Raw genomic sequence first — 25,028 nt, forward strand, 5'->3', positions numbered from 1 at the left:
CTCTAAATTAAGGTTTTTTGATTAAAAACTCAATTGATTAAGCCTGAAATGATGTTAATTGTCAATGCAACAACAAATGTATTTAAAGCAAAGGAGAGGAGACCGTGAAAAAGTGCTACCCGGCGGATCTTTTTTGAGGATATCCCCACGTCTGAGACCTGAAACGTACATCCCATAACGAATGAAAAGTATGCAAAATCCAGATAATCAGGTTTGTCGTCACCGGGAAACGCTAAGCCATCACCATTGGATTTATTTTCGTAATATAGACGTGCATAATGAAAGGTATAGATGGTATGAACCAAAATCCAAGAAGCCATCATGGCTAGGATGCAGATGACGATAATATACGCATCCTTCAGCTGTTTGTCCTTGCTGGAGATAATGATCATCAGTACAGAAACAAAGCAACCTATAGTGACCAAAATGATGAATAAGGAGACAAAAAGTCGGCTTCCATCTTCTTTTTGCGCTTTCTTTGCCATTGTTCCAATCGACATGGTATAAAATGTAAACCAGGATATGGCGATGTAAGATACACAGAACCCCAGCCAGCATAGCAGCAGGTTTAATAGCGGAAGGGATTGGATTGGAGAAATAAAGTAGATCAGTAAAAACATGCCCACTGAAAGCAATGCGCGATCAATGGATTTCATTTGATGTAAGTAGTCGTTTATTCTAGCCATGTTACCCAGCTTTAACAATCAAATTGTGCATCAGCTTCAAAAGTGAGTGCATTGCCATGATTGGATAAGAATAGAAGCATTGCTTCTTCCTCATAGTGACGCGGATTGGAAAAGATAAAATCCAAAACACCATCCCGGTCGATATCCCCAACGAAAAGTGTGGACATAAATACATCATCATATTGATCAATATGAAATAGGGTTTTTTCTTTGTTTTCTTTATTTGAAAGGTAGCGTAGTTTGTAATTGGTCACCTCATGGAATAATTTCTCGTGACCTTTGTCATCGGTTTGCACCTCTGTGGATTTAATAGTTCCCAATCCCCTCAGGGTAACTTTTTGATTTTTATACGCATATTCGACCGATTCTTGAGGCCATATTTCGGAATGGGTAACTTTTAAATTTTCTAATGCACCGGCTTGGAGTCCTTCCAACTTTAGGAATAGCAATGAATTTCTTCGTGATTCAATGCTTCGAAGTGGAACGCCAGCACACTCGTCATAACCGTCTTTTATTTCATAATCAACTTTTTCCAGGTAATATTTGCCATTTTCTTCATAAAGGTCGTACCAATCTTTATTTAAAACAGCTGTAGGATCTCGCTTTTCCCAAACGCGGTAGCTGCGTACCATCAAAATCTGTCCCTTCTTTGGATCTGCGATGGTGGGCTGGTCAACTGTACTGCTGTCCACAACGACGTCGGACAATGTGTCAGAGGCCTTGACCGTGTCGGATTTTCCACCGACCTGTTGAGAAGTGGGATTCGTGCATGCTTGGAGGGAAAACAGTCCCATTAGAAGTGCAAAGGCATTATAGATATTCATATACGGTGAATTTAGTTTAAATATATAAAATTCACCGTATATAAATCGAGCGATTTTTTAAGCGAGTGCTTCTTTTAACAAGGAAAATGACTTAAGGCATTTTTCATCGTCGAAAATATAGGAAGTAGCGATAATTTCATCTACTTTGTGGTCTTTTACAAATTTCTCTATTTGTGGACGTATATTGGCTTTGTCACCAATGAAAGCACATGAAGCCATACTTTTAACAGCTTGCTCTATTGCCGGTATACCTTTGTAAATTACTTCCGGAGTGGGTTCTGATAATGGTCTTCTTGTATTGGTTACGATGCCAGCAAAGAGATTGAAGAAACTGGTTGCTAAAAATTCGGCTTCTTCGTTGCTGTCTGCGGCGATAACATTGACGCACGACATAAAATAAGGTTTCTCCAATACGTCAGATGGGACAAAGTTTTGATGATAGATCATACTTGCCGAAGCAAATTGCGCTGGTGCAAAATGTGTCGCAAAAGCATAAGGAAGCCCTAAGCTTGCCGCCAGATAGGCACTGTCGGTACTTGATCCCAAAATGTACAGGGGTATATCCAAACCTTCACCCGGAAAGGCACGTACTTTTGCATCGAAATTGTCTGCGCTAAAGTAACGTTGCAGATCTTTCACTTCTTGAGGAAATTGAAAGGCGGTATTTAGGTTGTTTCTGCGTAAAGCCATTGCCGTTAGTTGGTCTGTACCTGGAGCACGTCCTAAACCGAGGTCAATACGGCCCGGAAATAAGGTTTCTAAAGTTCCAAACTGCTCTGCAATAACCAAGGGGGCATGATTTGGCAACATTATCCCGCCAGATCCTACACGAATACGGTTTGTGTTTGATGCAATATGTTGTATCAAAAGGGATGTTGCTGAACTCGCGATATATTCCATATTGTGATGCTCTGCAACCCAAATCCTTTTAAAATCCAGTTGTTCTATATGTTGGGCAATTTTGACCGTACGAGCTAAGGCGCTCGCTGTATTTTCTCCTTTTTTTATAGGAGCCAAATCCAATGCTGATAACGCTATTTTATCCATGCATTAAAATTACACAGAAGATTTTCGACAATTGTAATGAAAATGTCTATTCTATAATTCGTTGTGTATGTATGACACAAAATTGATCATTTAAGGTTGTCGTAAAGAATAGGAAAGAATTTCCTCCATCCCTGATTTTGAATTTCTTCTTGATTTCTTCTGTTTTGAGTGGAAAATTTTTGGCAATAATCCCTGATTGAATTGACGGTTTATTTTTTTTGAAATCACTGAAGGACTCCACTTGCTTTATCACAAATACTTTGCCCGGAAAATTTTCGATCTGTTTACCTGAAGTGTAGAGGTGCGTGTTTTTATGTAATTTTTTGACATCAAATAGCTGTCCAATGGTTTTAAAGGCGCCTGCCTTGGAAAGTGCAACATCTGGCTCATACAAATAGGACAGTGGTTCACTGTATTCATTAACCACGGCGCGTTCACTTTCATAGGTAAAGGATACGACCTGTTGTTGCCCATGGAATAGCCGCACAGCATGAATGGCAGCTTCACCCTCATATCCTTTTTCTTGCACGAAAATAAGTTCTTTACAGTCATTCTGCAGCGACAACACATACACATCTTTGACATACCGCAGTTGATGCAATGCGGAAGTGATGTCCAGTAGTGGTGCAAGTTTGCTGATAATGTGATCCGTGTGCTGGAAAAAGTCATCCTGCAATTGGACTAAATTAGGTTCACATTCATCCAATAGAAACACTTTTTTGTTTTGAACTCTTCGAGAGGGATCCAGATAGATGTAGTCGAATCGTTTGGTTGCGTCATGGAGGATGTAATCCACACCGTTAGCGGGAATGACGTCAAGATTGTCGGCCTTTAATACAGCCGCATTATGTTTTGAGATGGTGGCTAATTCAGGATTTAATTCACAGGCAGTAACCTGTGCGGCCCGTTTTGAGAAGTAAAAGCTGTCTACACCGAAACCACTGGTGACATCCACTAAGTGCGTTCCCTCATTTATCAGTGTGCTTTTAAATAATGCGGTTTTCTCCGAAGAACATTGCTCCAAGTTAAGCTTGGGGGGAAAATAGATTCCCGGCGTATTGGCCCACAGGGGGATTTTTGTACTTGCGCGTTGCTTCCCGTCCAGTTGAGTAGCAAGCTCGGACGGCGATATTCCTTCAAAAGGAGATTTTTTAAGTGCAATTTTAGCAGGAGACTGCTCCGCGTTTCTATGCAGAAACTGCTGAATCTCCTCTTGAAGGATCAGTGTATTCATTTATATTTTCTTTACGAGAAGCTGGCAAGTATAGGTGTCTTTTAGTTCGCTTATCACTTCCTTATCAACCAGAACTCGATCAATGGTCTCTTGGTTGTAATAGCGAATAGTAATCAGTTCAAGTCCCGATTCATACTTGACCTTGAATTTCTGCTCAAGCTCGCTAATTAAGTTTTCCAGATTTTTTCCTGTATCGTCTACCGAAACGGTGAAATTGATGGCTGTATTATGCATCATATTTATTTTGATACGATGCTCATGGAATAGATTGAAAATGTCTCTTAAATTATCTTCCACGATAAAGGAGAAATCCCTTGGCGAGATGGAAATGAAAATTTGGTTTACCTTAAAGATGAAGGACGGAACGGGCAAAGTCTGATTCGTACTCCTGATCATCGTTCCCGGCGAGTCGGGATCGACAAAAGAGCGTACATTCAATGCAATTTTCTTATTCTGTAAGGGCTTGATGGTTTTGGGGTGAATGACCGTTGCACCATAATAGGTAAGTTCAATGGCATCCGTATAGGATAACTCAGAAATTAGCTCTGTTTTCTCAAACCATTTTGGGTCGGCATTGAGTACGCCGGGCACATCCTTCCAAATCGTTACATTTTCAGCATTCAAGCAGGATGCAAAGATGGCTGCGGAGTAATCTGAACCTTCGCGGCCTAAGGTGGTTGTGAAATTCTCTGAAGTAGAACCTAAAAATCCTTGTGTGATGACAATGTATTCGTCGAGAATAGCGGGAAGCTCTGCGCGAATTTTTTCTTCCGTTTTGTTCCAGTCTACGACAGCCTCACGATAGGTATTGTCCGTAAATATATAATCCCGTGCATCTATCCATCGTACCTTTTCACCAATAAAGGCGACATACGCTGCCACAATCTTTGTCGAGATAAGTTCGCCCATCGATACAATTTGATCGAAAAGATAATCATATGAATCTTGAGGTTCCTCCTCTAAAATCCACTCGATCTCGACAAAACAGTTTGCAACTTCATCAAATATCGGGTGTTCACCCTCAGGAAATAATTCTTGAAGGATACGAAAGTGAAATTGTTTGGCCTCATCCAGTGTCTGGAGTTGATTGCCCGTGTTGTTAACATATTCTTTGGTCAATCTTTCGAGAAGGTTGGTCATCTTTCCCATAGCGGATATGACAACTAACAAGGCGTCGCCTTTGTATTTTGAGATAATCCGTGCTGAGTTTCTGACGCTTTCAGCATCCTTGACGGATGCACCTCCAAATTTAAAAACCTGCATTTATTTATTAGTTTAGTTGATTGCTATTTAATACTATGAATATACTGTAATCCTTTGTCTGAAATCAAATGACTGAAAGCAGCGTAGGGAATGCGCAATTCAGTCATCCCTTCAGCATAGGATTTGATTTCATAAACATTGTAATGAAATAGGATGTCGTCTTTTTCGAACGTAAAATTAGCTGCGAGCGAAAACTTACCGTCTTCAAAAAAATACTTTCCATTTAATAGTTCATCGCTACTTAACCCTTCCTTTGTCCGGAAATATTGCTCAGCGATTTGGACAAACTTATCTTTATTTTGTGTTGGAATAATGTCATCAATCACAATCTGTTTGTTTGACTGTCTATCGAAATTTGAATAAAGGGTAAAGTGGTCACCATGCGCACCGCCCGTGTACTCTTCCTGTTGTGTTCTTAGCCCCAGAAAAACAGGCGTATTGGCGATCACATCAACCTGTAGCTCCCGGTTCCAGGTTGCCGTAGATCTGCCGTTATTATCCTCCACATATTCATTGTAAGCATTAATAAACCGATGGGCAGCCTCCTGCATACTGGTATCGCCTTCGAGATGAACAATATCGGTAATGAGATCATTGATCTTATCTTCCGCAAAAACAGGATATTTTGCGCGAAAATACGTCGTGTCCAGTCGATTTTCTTCCTTTAGAAAATAATTGCTATGCTCGTCTATGCTTTTTTTACTATAGGAGAGTGTATCTGCAAGTTGAATACCATCAGCAGGTGCACTTTGGCCATTGCAAGCGTAAAACAGATAGCTGATAACTAATATTTTTAAGGAAAAATGAAACCGCATTGAACTGATTATCTCCGTTATTTAATAAGTAATGGATACATTGAGCCATCCCGCATCAAAGTCCGCTTTATATTTTTCATAAAATTTAATGGCCGGTTCATTCCAGTCTAAGACCTGCCATACCATGCCATGGTAACCGCACTGTTTGCCGTAGGCCAGCGTCTGATCGAAAAGTAGTTTTCCAATTCCTGATCCGCGCATATTTTCTGTCACAATTAGATCTTCCAAATAGAGTCTTCGGCCTTTCCAGGTTGAATATCTGGTATAATATAATGAAATGCCGACAATTTCGCCCGCTACTTCTGCGACAAATGCACCCCAGACAGGGGATTTTCCAAATCCTGCATCCTCAAACTCCGATAATGAGACCGTGACCTCATCGGGTGCTTTTTCGAAGATGGCCAGTTCATTGATCAATTCGAGCATCCGTGGGCAATCAGATTTAATAGCTTCTCTTATAAGTGGTTTAGTCATTGTTTTTAAAGTGTTTGATTACTCTTTTTCCAAAGATTGTACTTCCTATACGCACCATCGTCGAACCTTCGCCTATCGCCAATTTATAGTCGGAGGACATGCCCATGGAAAGAATGCTGAAATGTTCGTCTTTTCTGTAGAAACTTGCTTTGACCCCATCAAACAACATTTTAAGCTCATAAAATTCAGCTTTTATTACTTTCTGGTTATCGGTATTGGAGGCTATCCCCATCAAACCGCAAATACGGATGTTCTTCAATGCAAGAAATTCATCGTCGCGGAGCAGTTCGATGAGTTCAGCATGATCAAAACCAAACTTGGTGTCTTCCTCAGCAATATAAACTTGTAAAAGACAATCTATAATGCGTTTGGATTTTTGAGCATGTTTGTTAATTTCCTTCAATAATTTGAGCGAATCAACAGATGCAATTAGACTGATGAAAGGAGCAATATACTTGACCTTATTCGTTTGAAGATGGCCAATCATATGCCACTGAATATCTTTAGGTAAAAGCTCCGCTTTCTCAACTAACTCTTGAACGTGGTTTTCGCCAAAAATACGTTGTCCGGCCTCATAGGCTTCCATGATATCCGAGTTGGATTTTGTCTTCGATACAGCGACGAGTTGTACGCCGACAGCTTCAGTTTCCAATCTTAACGCTTCTAAATTACTAGCAATACTCATTTCCGATATAGTTTTGATGATGTAAAAAGTGCCAAATGTCGGTGCTTTTTGTAAATTTGTACAAAACTACGAAATGCTACGATTAATACTGAATCTACTTGCAGTCATTTTTTTATTTGCTGCCTGTGTACGTACAGGGGGCAAAGATATTATCTCCGAAAGTGAGTTTGTGGATGCACTTACCGAAATTCAATTGACAGATTCATACCTTAATATTTTGCCTATTGATAGCGCGCGCAAAGTCATATTGCCTTTGTACCAAGTTACCTTCGATAAATATGGTTTGGATTCCGTTTCTTTTAAAAAAAATCTGGACTATTATGGAAAGGATGCCGAAGTCATGTCTGCTATTTATAAAAAAGTGGAAGAAAATCTAACAAAAGAAAATAAGTTTTATGCAGACATAGATAGGAGAAAACAAGATTCTATCCGTAGCAGAGACTCGATTGTTAATGTACGTATTCAGGATAGTACCAATCGGGTTATGCGTGCGCAACAAGCTTATCAGGAAAGAATTGCCGCACTTATTCATTATACTCCAGATACAGCAAAATTGAGTTTTAGAGAAGCCGCTTCGTCTTTTAATCGCTATTTCCAAATGAAAACCGGTATCAGCGTAGATGGTTATCTTATGAATCAACTAGCTGTAGGCAGTCCAACTTTACCAGTTGATGCGTCTTCGGGCGCAGGGAGTATTTCGGGTAAGGATACTATACGAACACCGAAGGAGGTTCCAGTTCGGCAGTTACCAACGACAGAACTGGACAGAGGACCAGTGCTCAGTCCGCCGAGGCAAATGAAGCCTCCGGTAAAACTTTAACCATTCAACGAATATGATTTCTATGGTATATCCATTAAATGCAATAGATAAGCTCGGATTTTCCGAGATAAAAGATAAAATAAGACAAAAATGCTTGAGCGAATCGGGTAGGGATTTGGTAGATAAAATTCAGCCGCAGACCCGTTTTGATCAGATTGATCGATTTTTACGACAGACCAGTGAGTTTAAAGACCTTCTGGTGAATGACAGTGCATTTCCTGTCGAGAATTTTTTTCCACTTCGGTCCATTATCGAAAAAGCTCGGGTAGAGGGAGCTTTTTTGCTTGAAGAGGAGTTCTTTAAAGTATTACTTTCATTAAAGACTGTCTACGCTATCATCCGTTATTTTAACGAACGTGAGGGACTTTATCCCAATCTTGAGATTCTCTTTGAACATTTACCGATAGAGAAAGGCATTATTCGCGATATCGAAATGGTGATCGATGAGCGCGGAAAGCTCAAAAATAATGCTTCGCGATTGCTGCTGGAGATCACGCAACAGATTCAAAAGGCCGAGCAAGAAGCTTTAAAGCGCATCAACAGTATCTTTAAAAGTGCGCAGGATAGTGGATGGACCGCCGATGGTAATCTTACCATACGCGATGGAAGGCTTTGTATTCCCATCTTAGCCGAGAATAAAAGGAAGCTTAAAGGTCTGATCCATGATGAATCTGCTACAGGTCAAACGGCTTATATAGAGCCTGAAGAAGTCTTTCAGTTGAATAATAAAATTAGAGATTTAGAATTTGAACGCCGACGAGAAGTTATTCGTATCCTAGTGGAACTGACCGATAAAGTTCGTCCGCACCTTCCGTTGTTGCTTTCTTATCATGGACTACTGACAAAAGTAGATTTTGTACGTGCAAAAGCACTTTTTGCTTTGGACATCGAGGCCGAAATGCCTGAATTGTCCAAAGAAGTGGAGATTAATCTGGTGAATGCTAGGCATCCACTTTTATTATTGAATCACCATCATACTGTTGTGCCGCTGAATATACAAATTGACGATGTCCAGCGTGTAATTGTTGTTTCGGGACCAAATGCAGGGGGTAAATCCGTCTGCATGAAAACGGTAGGCCTATTGCAGATCATGGTGCAATCTGGGCTATTAATTCCTGCTGACCCAACGACGAAAGTGGGCGTTTTTAAGCAGATATTTGCAGATATAGGGGATGATCAATCGATAGAGAGTGATTTAAGTACCTATAGTGCGCATCTCTCGAAGATGAAATATTTTACGGAATTTGCCAATGGGCGTACCTTGGTTTTAATCGATGAGTTTGGAACCGGTACCGATCCTTTGTTTGGTGGACCTATCGCTGAAGCGGTATTAGAATCGCTCAATAAAAAGCAGATTAGAGGCGTAGTGACGACACACTATTCTAATCTGAAGGTATTTGCGAGCAATTCGTCCGGCTTAGAGAATGCTTCGATGTTATTTGACAATCGAGAAATGAAACCAATGTATATCCTGCAGATCGGTAAACCGGGAAGTTCCTATGCATTTGAAATTGCTCAAAAAATTGGCTTAGGCAAGGAAATATTGGCGTCTGCGAAAGGCAAAATTGGTGTGGAGCAAAAGAAAGTAGACAACCTTTTGATTGATCTCGAAAGAGAGAAGAAAGAGGTGTTTGATACCAAAGTTGCGATCACTAAGCGGGAGAAGGAACTTGAGACCCTCAAAGCAGAATACCTGGAACTACAAACCTATCTAGAAGAAAATAAAAGAGTCATTCTGAAAAAGGCTAAAGAAGAAGCGCAACAGATTATAAAGAATTCGAATAAACTCATTGAGAATACGGTTGCTCAAATTAAATCTGCCAAAGCCGATAAAGAAAAAACCCGTGAATTGCGGAGCAACCTAGATCAAGCTCTTCAGGCAGTTCTACCGAAAGAACAACAGGTCACAAAACCTGCAATTAAAGAGCGCGTTGTGGAGTCTGCAGAAATAGCGATCGGGGATTGGGTACAAATTTTGGATAATGGCGCCGAGGCACAGGTGGTAGAAATTGCTAAAAATAATCTTATTCTGGCTATGGGGGAACTGCGTACCGTTCAAAAACGGAAGAATGTGATTAAGCTAGAGGGACGGGAAGGAAAAAAATCTGCAAAAAGTTTATCAAGGTCAACATCTGCGGGTTCGGTGGCGGACTTTAAACCTGAAATTGATCTAAGGGGTATGCGAACGGAGGATGCGCTTCATGAGTTGGAGCGTGTGCTGGATAGGGCGGTGATGATCGGTTATCCGTCGCTAAAGATCATTCATGGAAAGGGTGACGGAATTTTACGCAAATTTATCCGTGATTATCTCCGCAAATATAGTCATGTTAGTCGTTTTGAGGACGAACATCAAGACCGTGGTGGTGATGGTATCACCTACGCTTATTTGTAGACAAAATGAATTGGAGCTCAAAAGGTTGCTATTGTGAGCTCCAATTTTCGTTTAAATTTTTAAAATTTATGTGGTCGTTAGCTGGCGTCGAACGGCAGCTTTCGTCCTGTAAATTGAGCTTACATCGTTTCTTTACCACCAAAGGTTATCAGCACCATACCGGAGATAATGACAAACATACCCAGTACCTGCATCCAGGTCAGCGGACTTTTAAAATACAGTGCCATGGCTAATTGCACGGTCAAGAATGTGCCACCAGAGCATAGGGCTATAACAATTGGCTGAGATACATTTTTGAATAATTGTACCAGGAACCAGCTTGCAGAAAGCAGAATAATATTTCCGACAATCAATGTTGTCCATTTATATTTTGGATGAATTCCACCGAGTTTAAATAGGATGGACGAAATAATTTGGCAGGCCCAAAATGCAGTAAAATAGATATAATTCAACATAAATTAGCTGTTATTCGTATCGGCTGTAAGCGTTGTTAAAAGACTGGCGCATCAAGGCGAATTGATTAATTACAGTTTTCATAAATTCTTCATCGAGTAAATCAAATACGCCGTTTACACCACCAATAATATCCACTTCAGCAATTTTATAGGATTGCTCCAAATTCCCCTGTTCAAACTTAATAATAAATTTTTGGTTCATGCCAAATATTGAAATCTTGCAATCGGGATGGGGAAGTTCAGCTATTAGTCTCATGGAATTCTCTAGTTTTTAAATTTAGCATAAAAGTATAAAAAAAACGCCCAAATGCAATGCATTTGAGCGCTCAGGATTATGATATGATTAGAAAAAGGCTTTTTAGACGATACCTTGGGCTTTCATGGCGTTTGCGACTTTGATAAAGCCTCCAATATTGGCACCTTTTAAGTAATTTACAAATTCACTTTCCTTACCATATTTTAAACAGGTTTCGTGGATACTCTCCATAATGGTTTTTAAGCGATTGTCGACCTCTTCGGTACACCATTGTGTACGGATGGAGTTTTGAGACATTTCCAAGCCGCTGACAGCAACTCCACCGGCATTCGCTGCCTTACCTGGGGCGAAACTGATCTTTGCATCTAGAAATACTTTAATAGCTTCAGCTGTGGAAGGCATATTAGCACCTTCGGCTACACAGATACAACCATTTGCCACTAGCATTTTGGCATCGGATTCATCCAATTCATTTTGCGTTGCACAAGGTAATGCAATATCGCATTTAAATTGCCAAGGCTTTTGGCCCGGGAAGAACTGGGCATTCGGGTATTTGGATGGATATTGATCCAAACTTCTTCCTAATGTAGCTCCAAAGGCCATTTTTTCGGCGTCAAAACCATCCGGATCATACAATGTTCCTAAGCTGTTTGATACTGTAATTACTTTAGCCCCGAGCTGTAATGCTTTTTCAACCGCGTAAAATGCCACGTTGCCGGCCCCAGAGACTGTCGCTACCTGACCTTTTAATGATTTTCCCTGATGTTTAAAAATACAGTCAACAAAATACAATAAGCCATATCCTGTCGCTTCTGGACGTATATAGGAACCGCCCCACAATTCTCCTTTACCCGTAAGAACACCAGTAAAATTATTTTGTAAACGTTTAAATTGACCGAATAAATAACCTATTTCACGTCCTCCGACACCAATATCTCCGGCAGGAACATCGGTGTCAGCGCCAATATGGCGATAAAGCTCGGTCATGAAACTCTGACAAAAACGCATGATTTCATTATCCGATTTTCCTTTGGGATCAAAATCGGATCCGCCTTTGCCACCACCAATCGGCAACCCAGTCAAACTATTTTTAAATACCTGTTCAAAAGCAAGAAATTTAAGGATACTCTGGTTAACAGAAGGGGCGAAGCGAAGGCCGCCTTTATAAGGACCAATAGAACTGTTCATTTGAACACGGTATCCGCGATTAACTTGTACTTGATGGTTATCGTCCAACCAAGTTACCCGGAAAGATATAATACGCTCGGGTTCAGTAAGCCTTTCAAGAATCTTTTGTTCGAAAAATTCAGGATGGTGTTCTGTAATATAAGGAAATAGGTCCTCGGTAACTTCTTTTACAGCTTGCAAGAATTCTGGTTCATTTGGATTTCGTTTCTCAACGATCGAGATAAACTCGTTATAATTTTTTGACATGTTTAATTAGTAAAATTTCCCTTTGGCTGGCACTAATTTATGTATTTTTTAACGAATAACCAATATTTGTTAATTATTTACAAATAATAATCTATTCTAATGAAATTTAACTTTTTGATTTTTTATATGGAATTATAGAATTTCTGGCGAAGTGTGTGTGTAACAGTCCGTTTGCCGTATATTATTCGAATCTACAGGCATATGAAAGAAAAAAATTCACTCTTGATAAAATAGCTGAAATTCTGGTATCTAATATGTTAAATATCTCAATATAATCGTTTATTTCTGGCAATTTTTTAACATGAGGCTGCCGATTCTTAGATATAGTAATTCTTATATATTGATTAATTATAATTTATATTATGTTAAATAGATAGTTTTAAGTTACCCCTTTTGTTGTCTTAACCGCTCGCTACTGATGTCCAGTATCATTATCGCGATTGTCTAAAACAAAAAGGAACTCAGCTATTGCTGAGTTCCTTAAAAAAATATTTAGGTTGAATATTTGCGATGAATACGATATTAATCGACAGCTTGAATCATTAAGGCGCCTACGGTTAAATTTGTCCTCGGATCAATAACGATGGCCTGAGAATTCTCGGAGTTTTCTTCCTGTAAATCGAATACGAGGTTTTCAGCAGATTTAATTGTGATTCGTCCAATGTCATTCAGCCTGATGATTTCATTGTACACTTTTTCCTGTGTATTGATGTCAAACTTATACAGCACATCAACGATCTTTATTTTGGTCAATTTACTGTGACTTTGTACAAGATATATTTGATCTGTGTCTAATGGTTTATTGTCAAACCAGCATACATTTGCCTGGATATTGCGTTCGAACTTTGGTGGATTTTCAACACTTGCTATGGTATCACCACGGCTGATGTCTACATCATCACTGAGATGGATAATGACCGACTGGCCATTTTCAGCCCGTTGAAGCTGCTGTCCATTGAATTCAATCGCTTTAACAGTGCTATATGTTTCTGCTGGATAAACAATGACTTGATCTCCAATCGTTAATCCTTCTCCTAATACCCGTCCCGCATATCCCCTATAGTCATGTAAATCATCCGTTTGCGGACGTACAACCCACTGGACAGGAAATCTCCAATTTGCCGCCTCATTTTCATGTATTTCCACGTGTTCGAGGTAATTCAACAGCGATTCACCTATATACCAAGGCATCCGTTCAGACTTATGGACAATATTATCCCCCTTCAATGCTGAAACTGGTATAAAATCAACATCTTTAAGCCCGAGGTTTACCGCCAACGCCAAATAGTCGCTTTTGATCTGCTCATAGATTGCCGCGCTGTAATCAACCATGTCCATCTTATTGACACAGACAAGTACTTGCTTCATTGCAAGTAATTTAGCAATAAAAGAATGGCGTTTTGTCTGTTCAATGACACCCTTTCTCGCGTCGATCAAGATGATGATCAAATCTGAGTTGGATGCGCCTGTGACCATATTCCTGGTATATTGAATATGTCCTGGAGCATCTGCTATAATATACTTTCTGTGATCTGTTTGAAAGTATTTATAAGCCACATCAATGGTAATTCCTTGCTCACGTTCGGCTTTAAGTCCATCCGTTAATATAGCCAGATCTACCGTACCGTCATCATTTTTGCGGTTAGCACGTTGTATAGCTTCCAGTTGGTCGTCCAGAATCGAGTTGGTATCGTATAATAATCGGCCGATCAGGGTGCTTTTACCATCATCTACAGAACCGGCTGTAATAAATTTCAATATATTCATTGTTGTCAATCTCAGGTATTTGATTTGAAATAGGGTTAAAAGTATCCTTGTTTTTTACGCTCTTCCATAGCAGCTTCAGATACTTTATCATCCATACGGGCTCCACGTTCACTCACGGTTGATGCTTTGATCTCAGCGATAATATCGTCCAGTTCTGTAGCCGTTGAATCCACTGCAGCAGTACAGGTCATGTCGCCAACTGTTCTGAAACGTACAGATTTCCGCTGAATAATGTCATCGGCGTCAATATTGAGAAATGGGGCCGCTGCCATCAACTGTCCATTGCGCGTAATGACTTCCCGCTCATGACTGAAATAGATCGATGGCAAGGCTATTTGCTCACGCTTAATATAATTCCAAACATCCAATTCGGTCCAGTTGGAAATTGGGAAAACACGTACATTTTCGCCTTTGTTTATCTTGCCGTTGAAAATGCTCCATAGTTCGGGTCGCTGTCTTTTGGGATCCCACTGGCCAAACTCGTCCCGTACAGAAAAGATACGTTCTTTAGCACGCGCTTTCTCTTCATCTCTACGTGCCCCTCCGATGCAAGCATCAAAACCATGCTTCGAAATCGTATCGAGTAAAGTTACAGTCTGCAAAGCGTTACGGCTTGCATTTTTACCTGTCTGCTCAACCACTTTTCCTTGGTCTATACTATCCTGAACATAGCCGACAATGAGTTTCTCCCCGATGTCTTCAATCAATGAATCTCTGAAAGTAATGGTTTCGGGAAAATTGTGCCCTGTGTCGATGTGAACCAATGGAAATGGAAATTTACCTGGTCTGAACGCTTTTTTTGCTAGGTGGACAAGCGTAATCGAGTCTTTACCACCCGAAAATAAGAGTGCAGGCTTTTCAAATTGGCCAGCTACCTCCCTTAATATATATATTGCTTCCGCTTCTAAATGATCTAAATAGTCCATTCTCTGAAAATAATAAAATTTAAATTAATGAATTTGGGTTTAACTGTAGTTTTGTTAAGATTTAACAGCGTGCAAACCGCATTCTTTTTTACTTTGATCTTCCCACCACCATCGGCCGGCACGGAAATCTTCTCCCTCTTGTATCGCTCGGGTACAGGGCTGACAACCAATACTCGGAAAACCTTTGTCGTGTAATACATTGTATGGGATATAGTGTTCCTTACAGTACTTTTTTACCTCTTCAAAAGTCCAGTCAAACAAAGGATGTATTTTGATAATTTGGTTTACCTCATCGTATTCGATAAAGTCCATGTCATGTCTATTGGTAGACTGGTCCGAACGTATCCCTGTTATCCAAACTTTCTTTCCGCTGATTGCACGTTGCAACGGCTCAATTTTTCTGATTCTACAACACTCTTTGCGGTTTTCTACCGATTCATAAAATGAATTTGGACCCTTCTTGCTGATAAAATCTTCCAATAACGTGTTATTAGGACTGTACGTTTTAATCTGCAATGGATAACGCTCCAGTGTACGGCTCCATAACGAATAGGTTTCCTTAAACAGTCGGCCGGTATCCAATGTGAATAGTTGAATATCCAGATTATTTTTACCGATCCATTCCGTGATGATCTGATCCTCTATACCGAACGAGGTTGAGAAAATGACTTCCTTAGGAAACAACGAAGTCACTGTCTGCAGGAGCTCCACTCCTTTTTTATCTCCAATAATTTCTTTAAGTTCCTTAACGTTCATGGCGTAATATATCTTTTGTATGCTCGTTCAACTTCTTTACTTTAAATTCGAAGTCCCCTTTGAGCTGATCCCGATAAGTGCTCATGAGTGACAATGTTTCGTCTATTTCCTCCGGTAGCAGGTCATTTAGCAACTCTTTCAAGCGCTTAGCTATCGTTGGTGACTTCCCGTTTGTGGAAATGGCGATTTTCAGATTTCCCTTTTTTACAATAGATCCGAGATAGAAATCACACAATTCAGGTTTGTCTGCTGCATTAAACAATATATTCTGTTCGGATGTTAAACTGCGGAGTTGATCATTGAGTTCCATATTGTTGGTTGCTGCAATGACGAGCTGTTTGTTCATCATATCATCTGAGGCAAACGGGCGAACGTGTAGATCAATCTGCGGATACTTTTTTAATAACTCCGCAAATTCTGGGATAATTTCCATAGCTACAATGGTCAGATTCAATGTTTTGTCATTGGACGCCAAAGCTTCAAATTTCTCCAGTGCAACTTTTCCTCCCCCGACAAGCAGGGTGTGGATCTGATTAAGTTTAACGAATATGGGAAAGAGTTGGTTCATGACTACAATGCTAATGCTTTTTCTTTAATTTCATGAAATGAACGGTGTTTAGCGACAACATCACCGATTACGATGATGGCAGGAACTCCTACTCTTTTCTCTACCGATTCGTCAAGAATATTGTCTATCGTGCCAAGTACAACCTTTTCATTCGGTAACGAACCGTTTTGAATCAGTGCGATAGGTAAGCTATGTAGATTTCTTTCGCGGTAAATGGCTACGATTTCAGCCAGTTTACCATACCCCATCAAAATGACTACCGTAGCTTTGGATTCCGCGGCCAAATAAAGATCCGATGACAAAGAGCCGTCTGACTTTGAGCCCGTTATGACCCAGAAGCTATCACTAATTCCACGGTAAGTCAGCGGAAGTTGCTGCAATCCAGTTAGTCCAATGGCAGATGAGATCCCGGGAACAACTGCTGTTTCAATACCAAATTGCTGGACATAGTCAATTTCTTCCCCGCCACGACCGAAAACAAAGGGATCGCCACCTTTTAAGCGGACAACACGTCCATAATTTAACGCATAATCTACCAATAGACGATTTATTTCATCCTGCGAGGTTGATAGTTGTTCAGCACGTTTTCCAACATATATTTTGATACATGATGTTTGTGCATAGTCCAGCAATTCATCATTTACCAACGCATCATACAAGATGACATCAGCTTTTTGTATGGCTTTGATTCCTTTCAGGCTGATCAATTCCGGATCGCCTGGTCCAGCTCCCACTAAAGTTACTTTTGCTTTTATTGACATTCTATTCCCTCCCTATACCAGTATCGGTGTTAAATTTTTACGTTGATAAACCTCATTGATAAACGTTGTAGCTTCTTTTAGGTATCCTGTTGCAAAGTGGTCGCTCGGTTCATTTTTACTGATCTGTAGTACCAATTCTGGAAAAGTTTTATCGAAACTGTATTCGCCTGTTTCCACAAAGTGAATTTGGAATTCGTTGATGACCGTGTTTTGGGTACTGGCACTGATTCCTTTATCCAACAATAGCGCCTTAGCAGCCTGTACAAAGGCGTTGTAAGCGTGGTAAATCGCATCAGAGAATTTTGACTCTTTAAATGTTTCATTTGCCCACTGCAATTTCTCTTCAGCCTCATAAATTAAGGTAGCAACCAAATCTATGACGACCCCCGCACACTCTCCTACACCGATAGCTGTCTGGAACGTTTCTTCGTGGCCCCAGTCTACAAATTCATCTGCAGCTAGGTTGGTAAGATCCGATAGCGGTTTCAGGAGATTGTAGAAGTAATTTTTGCCTTGTCTGTCATAATAGGCGTGAAAGTTTTCGTTTTCATCCGCATTTTTCTTGTAATCATTTAGCACCCACTCAACTACATGTAATACGCGCTTAGTAGGTACTTTAATGATACGTTCAGCAACTCGACCTTCACCATTACCGATGGTGCCGCCTCCTAGCATTACCTGTGCAGCCGGTACGACCTTACCTTCCGCCTTTACCGAACTCCCATGGAACCCAATATGCGCTAGACCATGTTGTCCGCAGGAATTCATACAGCCTGAAATCTTTATTTTTAGATCCCGATTAAAGACGAAATCCTGATGGAACTCTGCAATGTAGGATTCGATCAAGCGTGCCATTTCCGTACTATTCGAGATACCAAGGTTACAGGTGTCGGTACCTGGACATGTTGTTACGTCTGCTGTACTGTCGTAACCTGCCTGGGCAAGATCTAAGGATTGAAGCAATTGATAGATATGCGGTAGGGATTTTGCCGTCGCATATTTTAATAATAAGCTTTGGTTTTGTGTGATGCGGATATCGTCTGCAATTAAATCTTTAAGTCCAGCGACGAATGCCCTGGCTTTATCCGTACCAATGTCGCCAGTGGAAACGCGGACATACACCCCGTAGTATCCTTTCTGTTTCTGTTCGAAGGTATTGGTGTTTTTCCAAACCTGATAATTTAAATCACTATCCAGGTCGAGGGATGACAATTGCTCGTCATTTGGCGCTGCAGGTTGCTCAATCTTATTTCGGTCGATTGGGTAGGTTTTTACCTTTGTTGCAATTTTTTCAGCTTCAATTAAATTGAGCACTTCTTCTAAGCCCAATTTCTGAATAAGGTATTTGAAACGGGCTTTATTACGATTATTTCTTTCGCCATAACGATCAAAGACACGAAGCGTGGCTTCTATATAAGGGATAAGTTCATCTTCCGGCAGGAATTCATTTGTCATAGATGCCAAGAAAGGCTGAGAACCCAGTCCGCCCCCCAACAGCACTTTGAAACCACGTGTTTCAACACCATCAACAAATTTTAATTTTGGAATAAAACCAAGGTCATGAATATAGGAAAACGCGCTATCTTCATCACTAGCAGAAAATGACATTTTGAATTTCCGGCCCATTTCCGCACATACGGGATTGCGCAAAAAATATTCAAAAGTTGCCTGAGCATACGGTGAAACATCAAAAGGTTCTTTAGGATCGATGCCCGAACTTGGCGAAGCTGTGACATTGCGCACGGTATTTCCACATGCTTCCCGTAATGTTATGTCATCTTCAGCTAACTTTGCCCAAAGCTCGGGAGTGCGATCTAAACTTACATAATGTATCTGTATATCTTGGCGTGTTGTAAGGTGCAAATTGCTGCTTGCATATTCATCTGATATTGCTGCAATTTTAAGCAATTGCTTGAACGTAACTTTTCCAAATGGGAGTTTTATACGAACCATTTGTACTCCAGGTTGTCGTTGTCCATATACCCCCCGAGCTAAACGCAACGATCTAAATTTCTCGTCTGCTATCTTGCCTTCGTGGAACAATCGAATTTTTTTCTCAAGTTCGATAATCTCCTTTTCCACGACTGGGTTTTCTAATTCTGTACGAAAGCTTTGCATAAAACTAATAAAATCTATTGATTTGGTATTCTTTTCTCGATGTCAAATGTAAAAATATTTTTTTAATATTCTATAATATCTACCAAATTAATATATATTTGCCCTATAAAATTTAATATACAAAACCTGTAGACTATTAGGTGTAACGATGAGAAAGTGTTTTATTGTACTTGTTTTAAGCGTTTTAATTATATTGAAATTGACTTCCTGTGCGCCTGAAGTGAAGAATGGATATACAGAGGAGCATGGTTATGAAGGTAATATTTCGCTATCGGGAGCTTTCGCACTATATCCGTTAGCTGTAGTATGGAGCGAGGATTTTAAAAAAATACATCCGAATGTTCGCTTTAATATTTCAGCTGGAGGTGCTGGAAAAGGAATCGCCGATGTGCTGACAGGTATGGTTGATATTGGAATGGTATCGAGAGATCTACATGAGCAGGAAATAAAAAAAGGAGCTGTTCCGATTATTGTGGCAAAAGATGCTGTTATCTGTACAATTAATCCGGCCAACCCGAATTACCCGGCGATTTTAAAGCGTGGTTTGAGCCGTGAAGAATTGCTGAATATTTTTGTAAATCGAAAGTTTAAGACCTGGAAGGAAATTGATCCGCAGTTTACGGCAGATCCTATCAACGTGTATGTGCGTTCTGATGCCGCTGGCGCAGCGGAGACTTGGGCCAAATTTTTTGGTCATAAGCAAGAAGATCTGCAAGGTATTGGCATTTTTGGTGACCCAGGTATTGCGCAGGCTATTAAAGATGATAGGCATGGGATTGGGTTTAATAATATTAATTATGTCTACAATCTGAAAACTAACAAGGTTTTTGACCGTATAGCTGTTGTTCCTTTAGATATTGATGAAAATGGACGTATCGATGAAAATGAACAGTTTTATGGTACACTACCTGAATTAACAGAGGCCGTAGCCACGGGCAAATATCCGGCTCCGCCTTCAAGGGAGTTAACCTTTGTAACGCGAAACAAGATCGAATCCCTTCTTTTGAAGGAGTTTATTTCTTTTGTGCTTCAGAAAAATGCACAGTCGCAGCTGCTTGAAAATGGTTATGTTCCACTAAATGAAACACTGGTAAAAGAAGAACTTAATAAGTTATAGCATGCTAAATACTCGTCTCGTAAAAGATATCCTCGTTAAGCGGACCACTTTACTCCTGTTGCTACTATCACTCTCAGTTGTGGTAATTATAGCGGTTGGTTTGACGGTCAAATCAATTCCTTTATTTGAATACAGTGATATTTTTCAGCTGTTAGCGGGCAAGCTGTGGTCACCAATGAAAGGGTCTTTTGGCTTTTTGCCATTTATAGCCGGTACGCTTGCTGTTACTTTGATCTCGCTAGTAATTGCAATCCCATTGTGCATATTAACTGCTGTGTACCTAACAGAGTATGCGTCTGATGCGTTGAAAAACATGATGCTTCCATTGGTCAATATCTTAGCTGCAATTCCACCTGTTCTTTATGGAGTCTGGGGTGTGTTATTTATTGTGCCGCTGATTCAGCTGTACATTGCACCGATTTTTGGTGTTGTGACCTCTGGATATTCAGTGCTTGCTGGGGGCATTGTATTGGCTGTGATGATCTTCCCTATCATGATCTCCATTATGGTGGAGGTTCTTCAAACCATTCCTTATGATCTGAAGGCTGCCTCACTATCTTTGGGAGCAACGAAATGGGATACCATCAAACACGTTATACTCAAAAAAGCTAGACCGGGCATTGTTGCTGCCATCGTTTTGTCTACATCCAGAGCTTTTGGTGAAACGATAGCGGTATTAATGGTCTGTGGAAATGTTGCAAAGGTGCCGACTTCGATATTTGATGCGGGGTATCCTATCCCTGCGTTAATTGCCAATAATTTCGGAGAGATGATGTCAATCCCACTTTATGAGTCAGCTCTGATGTTCTCAGCGCTGCTTTTATTTGTGATCATATTTATTTTTAATTTAATTTCCCGTCTCATATTAAGACGACTGGAAGGAGGTCAGCATGGATAATACCAGAAGACGGTTACTGAGCGAAAAAGTGGCGAAAGTTTTTATGCATCTTTCGGGTATAACGGTAACAGCTTCGCTGTTTTTTATAGTCGGCACGATATTGTATAAGGGACTTCCCTATCTCAATTGGGAAATGGTCAGTCAGTTACCAAAAGGTGGGTTTTACATCGGAAAGGAAGGTGGTATTTTGAATGCGATATTGGGTTCGATGTACTTGGCTGGTGTTTCAACTGCGCTGTCTGCGCTGATCGGGATTCCGATTTCGTTGTATCTGAATATCTATTTGGGAACGAATTCCAAAATAACACAGTTTTCGAAATTATTGTTCGATGTATTGTATGGCGTCCCTTCAATTGTCTATGGTGCTGTAGGTTTCGGAATTATGGTCTATTTGGGTATTCGGGCTTCCCTATTGGGAGGTATTATTACAGTAACCCTACTGACTATTCCAATTGTGGTACGTACTGTGGACGAGTTGATCAAGACCATTCCAGAAGACCTGAAAAACGTTACCCTTTCATTGGGTACCACCCGCTGGGAATTGGCTAAGGTGATGCTGAGAAGTGTTCGTACAGGCCTACTTACAGCTGTTTTACTAGCCTTTGGTCGTGCCATCGGTGACGTGGCGGGAGTTTTATTGACTACTGGTTTTAGCGATAATCTCCCTAAATATATCGATGAGCCGGCGGCAACATTACCTTTATCTATATTTTTTCAGTTAAGTAGCCCTATCCCCGAGGTACAGGGTCGGGCGTATGCCTCAGCTTTAGTTTTAACAATCATTATCTTAATTATTGTAGTATGCACTCATATCCTTCAATCGAAACAAAAGAATCGCCGATAGTAAATCCCTTGATAGATCCGCATATTGAAATAAAGGATCTTAACGTGTATATTGACGGACGTCATATACTGAAAAATATCAACCTTGCATTGCCAAACAATAGTGTAACTTCCATTATTGGACCATCGGGATGTGGGAAAACAACGCTTTTAAAAACACTAAATAGGTTGGTAGACGATACTAAGGGGGTTGAAATAACAGGTTCCGTTCTGGTTAACGGCGAGGATATCTATGGTAAGAATGCCGAAGTAACGCATATCAGGAAGAAGATGGGGTTGCTTTCACAGAAACCTTATCCATTGCCAATGTCCATTTACGATAATGTCGCCTATGGTCCACGAATACATGGTACCCGAAGTAAGAAAGAGCTGGATAAGATTGTCGAAACTCAATTGCGTAATGTTGCTTTATGGGACGAGGTAAAGGATCGTTTAAGTCACTCCGCTAGTGGATTGTCTATTGGCCAGCAGCAAAGGCTCTGTTTGGCGAGAGGTCTCGCTGTAGAACCTGAAATTATCCTTGGGGATGAATCCACATCTGCTTTGGATCCATTGTCGACTGCTAAAATTGAAGAACTACTCATCGAGCTGAAGAAAGATTATACTATCGTATTGGTGACGCACATCCTACGGCAGGCGCGACGGGTATCAGACTATATACTTTTTGTCTATGATGGTGAAGTTCTTGAGTTTGGGCCAACAGAACAGGTTTTGTTAAATCCCCAAAATGAAATTACAAAACAGTACGTGAAAGGATTTATTTCCTGAGTGTAGCAAATATATTAGCAGGATGAATGATGCGGGATCGTTCTAACTAAAAGATGAATGATCCCGCATTTTATTTTGCCACAGTATCAGTTTAACTATAAATCCTTATTTTAGCTGAAAAAGATCATCTATTCCCAATATTTTCTTTGATGTAAATCCTTCGGCATATTTCGACTGGATATAGCGTCCAAATTCGCGTGCCCTCGCAGCTGTTGATTCCATGAAATCGGGATTGGAAATATAGGTCTGCGGTTCATCCGGGTTCACATTTTCTCCGGTATAAAATTGAGTTTTATAGGCGAGTACAGATTTTTCTTTAATAGGATAATAATCCGTTATATCAATGACAACATCAGGTTTGATATAGTAGTCCTGTACAAATTGGAGTACCAATCGGGGGCGGTAAGCTTCTTGAATAAGATTGTCCTGGCCGAGCGTTTCCACCCTCCTTAAGCCCGCGAGAAAACAGGCTTCATTGACCATTTGCCCAGCTCTTCCATGGTCTGGGTGGCGATCAGTAATGGCGTTTGTAATGACTATTTCCGGCTGATATTTCCGGATAGCTTTTATAACCGCCATTTTTTCCATTTCGGCATTTTCAAAAAAACCATCTCTCAGTCCAAGATTCTCTCTAACGGTTAATCCTAAAATTTCTGCGGCATCTTTTGCCTCCTGAGATCGGGTCTCTGCTGTGCCGCGCGTACCAAGCTCACCTTGAGTCAAGTCAACAATTCCTACTTTTTTTCCTTCAGCAACATATTTTGCCATCACACCCCCGGCGCCTAGTTCAGCATCATCCGGATGGACAGCAATGACAAGTAGATCTAATTTTAGCATATAAATAATCCTCTATTTAATTTAACTTCCCTTCTTATCGTAAATCATTCCGTTTAACCGATGAGTGGTCTTGGCAATTTAGAATATGCTATAGGAAGCAGCTGCAAAGGTAAGCAGTTTAAAGATTACTCTTGTAAAAGACGTTCAATATTGCGGCAAATTTTACTTGATAATGGCGAAGTAATTGGATAATAGAAGTCTATGACTTCTCCTTTCCTATTTATCAGGTATTTGTGAAAATTCCACAAAGGTTTACTGTTGATATTTCCGTTTTGCTCTTTATTGGAAAGAAAACTGTACAGGGGGGATGTATATTCACCAATAACATGGCTTCGTTTAAAGACAGGGAAACTCACCTGTTGATTGATTCTGCAGAATGTTTCTAGCGTGCCACCAGTTAATGGTTCCTGATTCCGAAAATTATTTGCTGGAAATGCCAAGATCTCGAAGCCTTGATCTTTGTACTTTTGATAGAGTTTTTCGAGCGATTTAAACTGTCTGGTCAATAGACATTGACTAGCGGTATTGACGATGAGCAGTACTTTCCCTTCAAAATCTGCTAGCGATCTTTTTTTACCGTTAAACTGGAGTGCATCGAAGTCGTATACTGTTTTCATCTGGTTTTCGTTTAAGTGTTCACATAACAGGCTGTGTTCTCGACTTTTCGAATTCCCTAATAATATTTTCAATGGCAAAGTCTTCTTTAGGGTCATAAGTCGACTTTAAGTTGTGCCCAAATATTTTTGCAACTCCTTGGTAGAAAAATGCGGAAAGCCCGCCCTTCATTTCTTTTACCATTTCGTAGCCGGTATGTCCGGTATAGCGATCGATCAACTTAATGAGTATTTTGCCTTGAGAAACCGTCATATTTTTGATTTCTCTATCAAACATCTGTTTGACATCGTTTTCACATTTCTCCACTAGGGCTTTTTGTTCTTTTTTGTCCGCCGTCAACGCAAGTTCTCTATCCAGTTGATCATATCTTTTTTGCGCATATATTGCATAAGGCAGAACCTTTAGGACATTTCTTCTAAAGCGAAGATATTCTCTGCGCGCTTCTTCACTCGACCAAGTTCTTTTGGCTATAACGGTGACCGTTGGGATAGGAAACCACGGCAGCACTTCTCCATTTGGCAATGTTGTTGTCAGATAGCTGTTTACGGTCTCCTGAGCTCCTTCTCCATAAAGAGGCAGCGTAAGCGACTGAGACTGTGCCCTGCTGGACAAAGGCCCTGTTAGAAAAAGTAAACACAACAAAATTGTCTTCATCTGGGCAATTATATA

Annotated in this window: 26 protein-coding genes; 6 read left to right on the top strand and 20 right to left on the bottom strand. The window is 40.4% G+C overall.

Annotated features, from left to right (window positions below; all coding sequences use genetic code 11):
* Positions 1–29: 29 nt before the first annotated feature.
* Genes B2W36_RS02705 through B2W36_RS02740 form a run of 8 tightly spaced genes read right to left on the bottom strand, consistent with a single transcriptional unit; the run spans position 30 to position 7,028 of the window.
* Positions 30–686 (bottom strand): DUF1345 domain-containing protein, encoded by a 657-nt coding sequence (locus tag B2W36_RS02705; RefSeq protein WP_293886396.1) that lies wholly within the window; start codon positions 684–686, stop codon positions 30–32.
* 11 nt (positions 687–697) lie between these two features.
* Positions 698–1,510 carry a hypothetical protein gene (locus B2W36_RS02710; RefSeq protein ID WP_293886397.1) on the bottom strand — a complete coding sequence of 271 codons (813 nt, stop codon included), beginning with the start codon at positions 1,508–1,510 and terminating at the stop codon, positions 698–700.
* 57 nt (positions 1,511–1,567) lie between these two features.
* Positions 1,568–2,557, bottom strand: coding sequence for an LLM class flavin-dependent oxidoreductase (locus B2W36_RS02715; protein ID WP_293886398.1), 990 nt, complete (start codon positions 2,555–2,557; stop codon positions 1,568–1,570).
* A gap of 46 nt (positions 2,558–2,603) precedes the next feature.
* Positions 2,604–3,791, bottom strand: a complete 1,188-nt coding sequence (locus tag B2W36_RS02720) for a class I SAM-dependent methyltransferase (RefSeq protein ID WP_293886399.1) — start codon at positions 3,789–3,791, stop codon at positions 2,604–2,606.
* The gene (locus B2W36_RS02725) at positions 3,792–5,054 is read right to left on the bottom strand and encodes an aspartate kinase (RefSeq protein WP_293886400.1); all 1,263 of its coding nucleotides are present in this window, start codon (positions 5,052–5,054) and stop codon (positions 3,792–3,794) included. It lies immediately after the preceding gene.
* A 23-nt stretch (positions 5,055–5,077) separates the two neighbouring features.
* Positions 5,078–5,869, bottom strand: coding sequence for a DUF3298 and DUF4163 domain-containing protein (locus B2W36_RS02730; RefSeq protein ID WP_293886401.1), 792 nt, complete (start codon positions 5,867–5,869; stop codon positions 5,078–5,080).
* 21 nt (positions 5,870–5,890) lie between these two features.
* The gene (locus tag B2W36_RS02735) at positions 5,891–6,343 is read right to left on the bottom strand and encodes a GNAT family N-acetyltransferase (protein WP_293886402.1); all 453 of its coding nucleotides are present in this window, start codon (positions 6,341–6,343) and stop codon (positions 5,891–5,893) included.
* Positions 6,336–7,028: a YggS family pyridoxal phosphate-dependent enzyme gene (locus tag B2W36_RS02740; protein ID WP_293886403.1), complete on the bottom strand. Its 693-nt coding sequence runs from the start codon at positions 7,026–7,028 to the stop codon at positions 6,336–6,338. The genes B2W36_RS02735 and B2W36_RS02740 overlap by 8 nt, the downstream gene beginning before the upstream one ends.
* A 73-nt stretch (positions 7,029–7,101) precedes the next feature.
* Between B2W36_RS02740 and B2W36_RS02745 the strand changes: the two genes are divergently transcribed.
* Together B2W36_RS02745 and B2W36_RS02750 are read left to right on the top strand one after the other, a co-directional pair.
* A complete protein-coding gene (locus B2W36_RS02745; protein WP_293886404.1) occupies positions 7,102–7,848 on the top strand; it encodes a DUF4296 domain-containing protein in 747 nt (248 codons plus the stop codon).
* A gap of 22 nt (positions 7,849–7,870) precedes the next feature.
* Positions 7,871–10,240, top strand: a complete 2,370-nt coding sequence (locus tag B2W36_RS02750; protein ID WP_293886429.1) for an endonuclease MutS2 — start codon at positions 7,871–7,873, stop codon at positions 10,238–10,240.
* A gap of 119 nt (positions 10,241–10,359) precedes the next feature.
* Here the strand turns inward: B2W36_RS02750 and B2W36_RS02755 are convergent, their stop codons facing one another.
* From B2W36_RS02755 to B2W36_RS02795, 9 genes are all read right to left on the bottom strand, one after another.
* Positions 10,360–10,695 (bottom strand): hypothetical protein, encoded by a 336-nt coding sequence (locus B2W36_RS02755; protein WP_293886405.1) that lies wholly within the window; start codon positions 10,693–10,695, stop codon positions 10,360–10,362.
* A 10-nt stretch (positions 10,696–10,705) separates the two neighbouring features.
* Positions 10,706–10,951, bottom strand: coding sequence for a hypothetical protein (locus B2W36_RS02760; protein WP_209580661.1), 246 nt, complete (start codon positions 10,949–10,951; stop codon positions 10,706–10,708).
* A gap of 102 nt (positions 10,952–11,053) precedes the next feature.
* On the bottom strand, positions 11,054–12,385 hold the full coding sequence (gene gdhA, locus B2W36_RS02765) for an NADP-specific glutamate dehydrogenase (RefSeq protein WP_293886406.1): 1,332 nt from the start codon (positions 12,383–12,385) through the stop codon (positions 11,054–11,056).
* Positions 12,386–12,907: 522 nt separating this feature from the next.
* Positions 12,908–14,152 carry a sulfate adenylyltransferase subunit 1 gene (locus tag B2W36_RS02770; protein ID WP_209580669.1) on the bottom strand — a complete coding sequence of 415 codons (1,245 nt, stop codon included), beginning with the start codon at positions 14,150–14,152 and terminating at the stop codon, positions 12,908–12,910.
* Between the two features lie 35 nt (positions 14,153–14,187).
* Positions 14,188–15,078 carry a sulfate adenylyltransferase subunit CysD gene (gene cysD / locus B2W36_RS02775; RefSeq protein ID WP_293886407.1) on the bottom strand — a complete coding sequence of 297 codons (891 nt, stop codon included), beginning with the start codon at positions 15,076–15,078 and terminating at the stop codon, positions 14,188–14,190.
* 54 nt (positions 15,079–15,132) lie between these two features.
* The gene (locus B2W36_RS02780; protein ID WP_293883488.1) at positions 15,133–15,834 is read right to left on the bottom strand and encodes a phosphoadenylyl-sulfate reductase; all 702 of its coding nucleotides are present in this window, start codon (positions 15,832–15,834) and stop codon (positions 15,133–15,135) included.
* On the bottom strand, positions 15,824–16,402 hold the full coding sequence (locus tag B2W36_RS02785; protein ID WP_209580672.1) for a precorrin-2 dehydrogenase/sirohydrochlorin ferrochelatase family protein: 579 nt from the start codon (positions 16,400–16,402) through the stop codon (positions 15,824–15,826). Before B2W36_RS02785 ends, B2W36_RS02780 begins: the two co-directional genes overlap by 11 nt.
* 2 nt (positions 16,403–16,404) lie before the next feature.
* Positions 16,405–17,163, bottom strand: coding sequence for a uroporphyrinogen-III C-methyltransferase (cobA, locus tag B2W36_RS02790; protein ID WP_293886408.1), 759 nt, complete (start codon positions 17,161–17,163; stop codon positions 16,405–16,407).
* A gap of 12 nt (positions 17,164–17,175) precedes the next feature.
* Positions 17,176–19,281: a HEPN domain-containing protein gene (locus B2W36_RS02795; protein ID WP_293886409.1), complete on the bottom strand. Its 2,106-nt coding sequence runs from the start codon at positions 19,279–19,281 to the stop codon at positions 17,176–17,178.
* Between the two features lie 148 nt (positions 19,282–19,429).
* Between B2W36_RS02795 and B2W36_RS02800 the strand changes: the two genes are divergently transcribed.
* Genes B2W36_RS02800 through B2W36_RS02815 form a run of 4 tightly spaced genes read left to right on the top strand, consistent with a single transcriptional unit; the run spans position 19,430 to position 22,907 of the window.
* Entirely contained in the window at positions 19,430–20,398 is a 969-nt protein-coding gene (locus B2W36_RS02800; RefSeq protein WP_293886410.1) for a PstS family phosphate ABC transporter substrate-binding protein, read from the top strand.
* A 1-nt stretch (position 20,399) separates the two neighbouring features.
* A complete protein-coding gene (gene pstC / locus B2W36_RS02805; RefSeq protein WP_293883478.1) occupies positions 20,400–21,296 on the top strand; it encodes a phosphate ABC transporter permease subunit PstC in 897 nt (298 codons plus the stop codon).
* Positions 21,289–22,140 carry a PstA family ABC transporter permease gene (locus B2W36_RS02810; RefSeq protein WP_293883476.1) on the top strand — a complete coding sequence of 284 codons (852 nt, stop codon included), beginning with the start codon at positions 21,289–21,291 and terminating at the stop codon, positions 22,138–22,140. Before pstC ends, B2W36_RS02810 begins: the two co-directional genes overlap by 8 nt.
* Positions 22,098–22,907, top strand: a complete 810-nt coding sequence (locus B2W36_RS02815) for a phosphate ABC transporter ATP-binding protein (RefSeq protein WP_209580682.1) — start codon at positions 22,098–22,100, stop codon at positions 22,905–22,907. Before B2W36_RS02810 ends, B2W36_RS02815 begins: the two co-directional genes overlap by 43 nt.
* Before the next feature lie 105 nt (positions 22,908–23,012).
* On the opposite strand, the gene bshB1 is transcribed toward B2W36_RS02815, so the two are convergent.
* The 3 genes from bshB1 to B2W36_RS02830 form a co-directional block, all read right to left on the bottom strand.
* Positions 23,013–23,744, bottom strand: coding sequence for a bacillithiol biosynthesis deacetylase BshB1 (gene bshB1 / locus B2W36_RS02820; RefSeq protein WP_293886411.1), 732 nt, complete (start codon positions 23,742–23,744; stop codon positions 23,013–23,015).
* Positions 23,745–23,869: 125 nt separating this feature from the next.
* The gene (locus B2W36_RS02825; RefSeq protein WP_209580686.1) at positions 23,870–24,361 is read right to left on the bottom strand and encodes a glutathione peroxidase; all 492 of its coding nucleotides are present in this window, start codon (positions 24,359–24,361) and stop codon (positions 23,870–23,872) included.
* A 19-nt stretch (positions 24,362–24,380) separates the two neighbouring features.
* Positions 24,381–25,013, bottom strand: coding sequence for a DUF4294 domain-containing protein (locus tag B2W36_RS02830; RefSeq protein ID WP_293883471.1), 633 nt, complete (start codon positions 25,011–25,013; stop codon positions 24,381–24,383).
* Between the last annotated feature and the right edge of the window lie 15 nt (positions 25,014–25,028).

It is taken from the genome of Sphingobacterium sp. UBA3549 (assembly GCF_002376635.1).
In the GTDB taxonomy this organism is placed as follows: domain Bacteria; phylum Bacteroidota; class Bacteroidia; order Sphingobacteriales; family Sphingobacteriaceae; genus Sphingobacterium.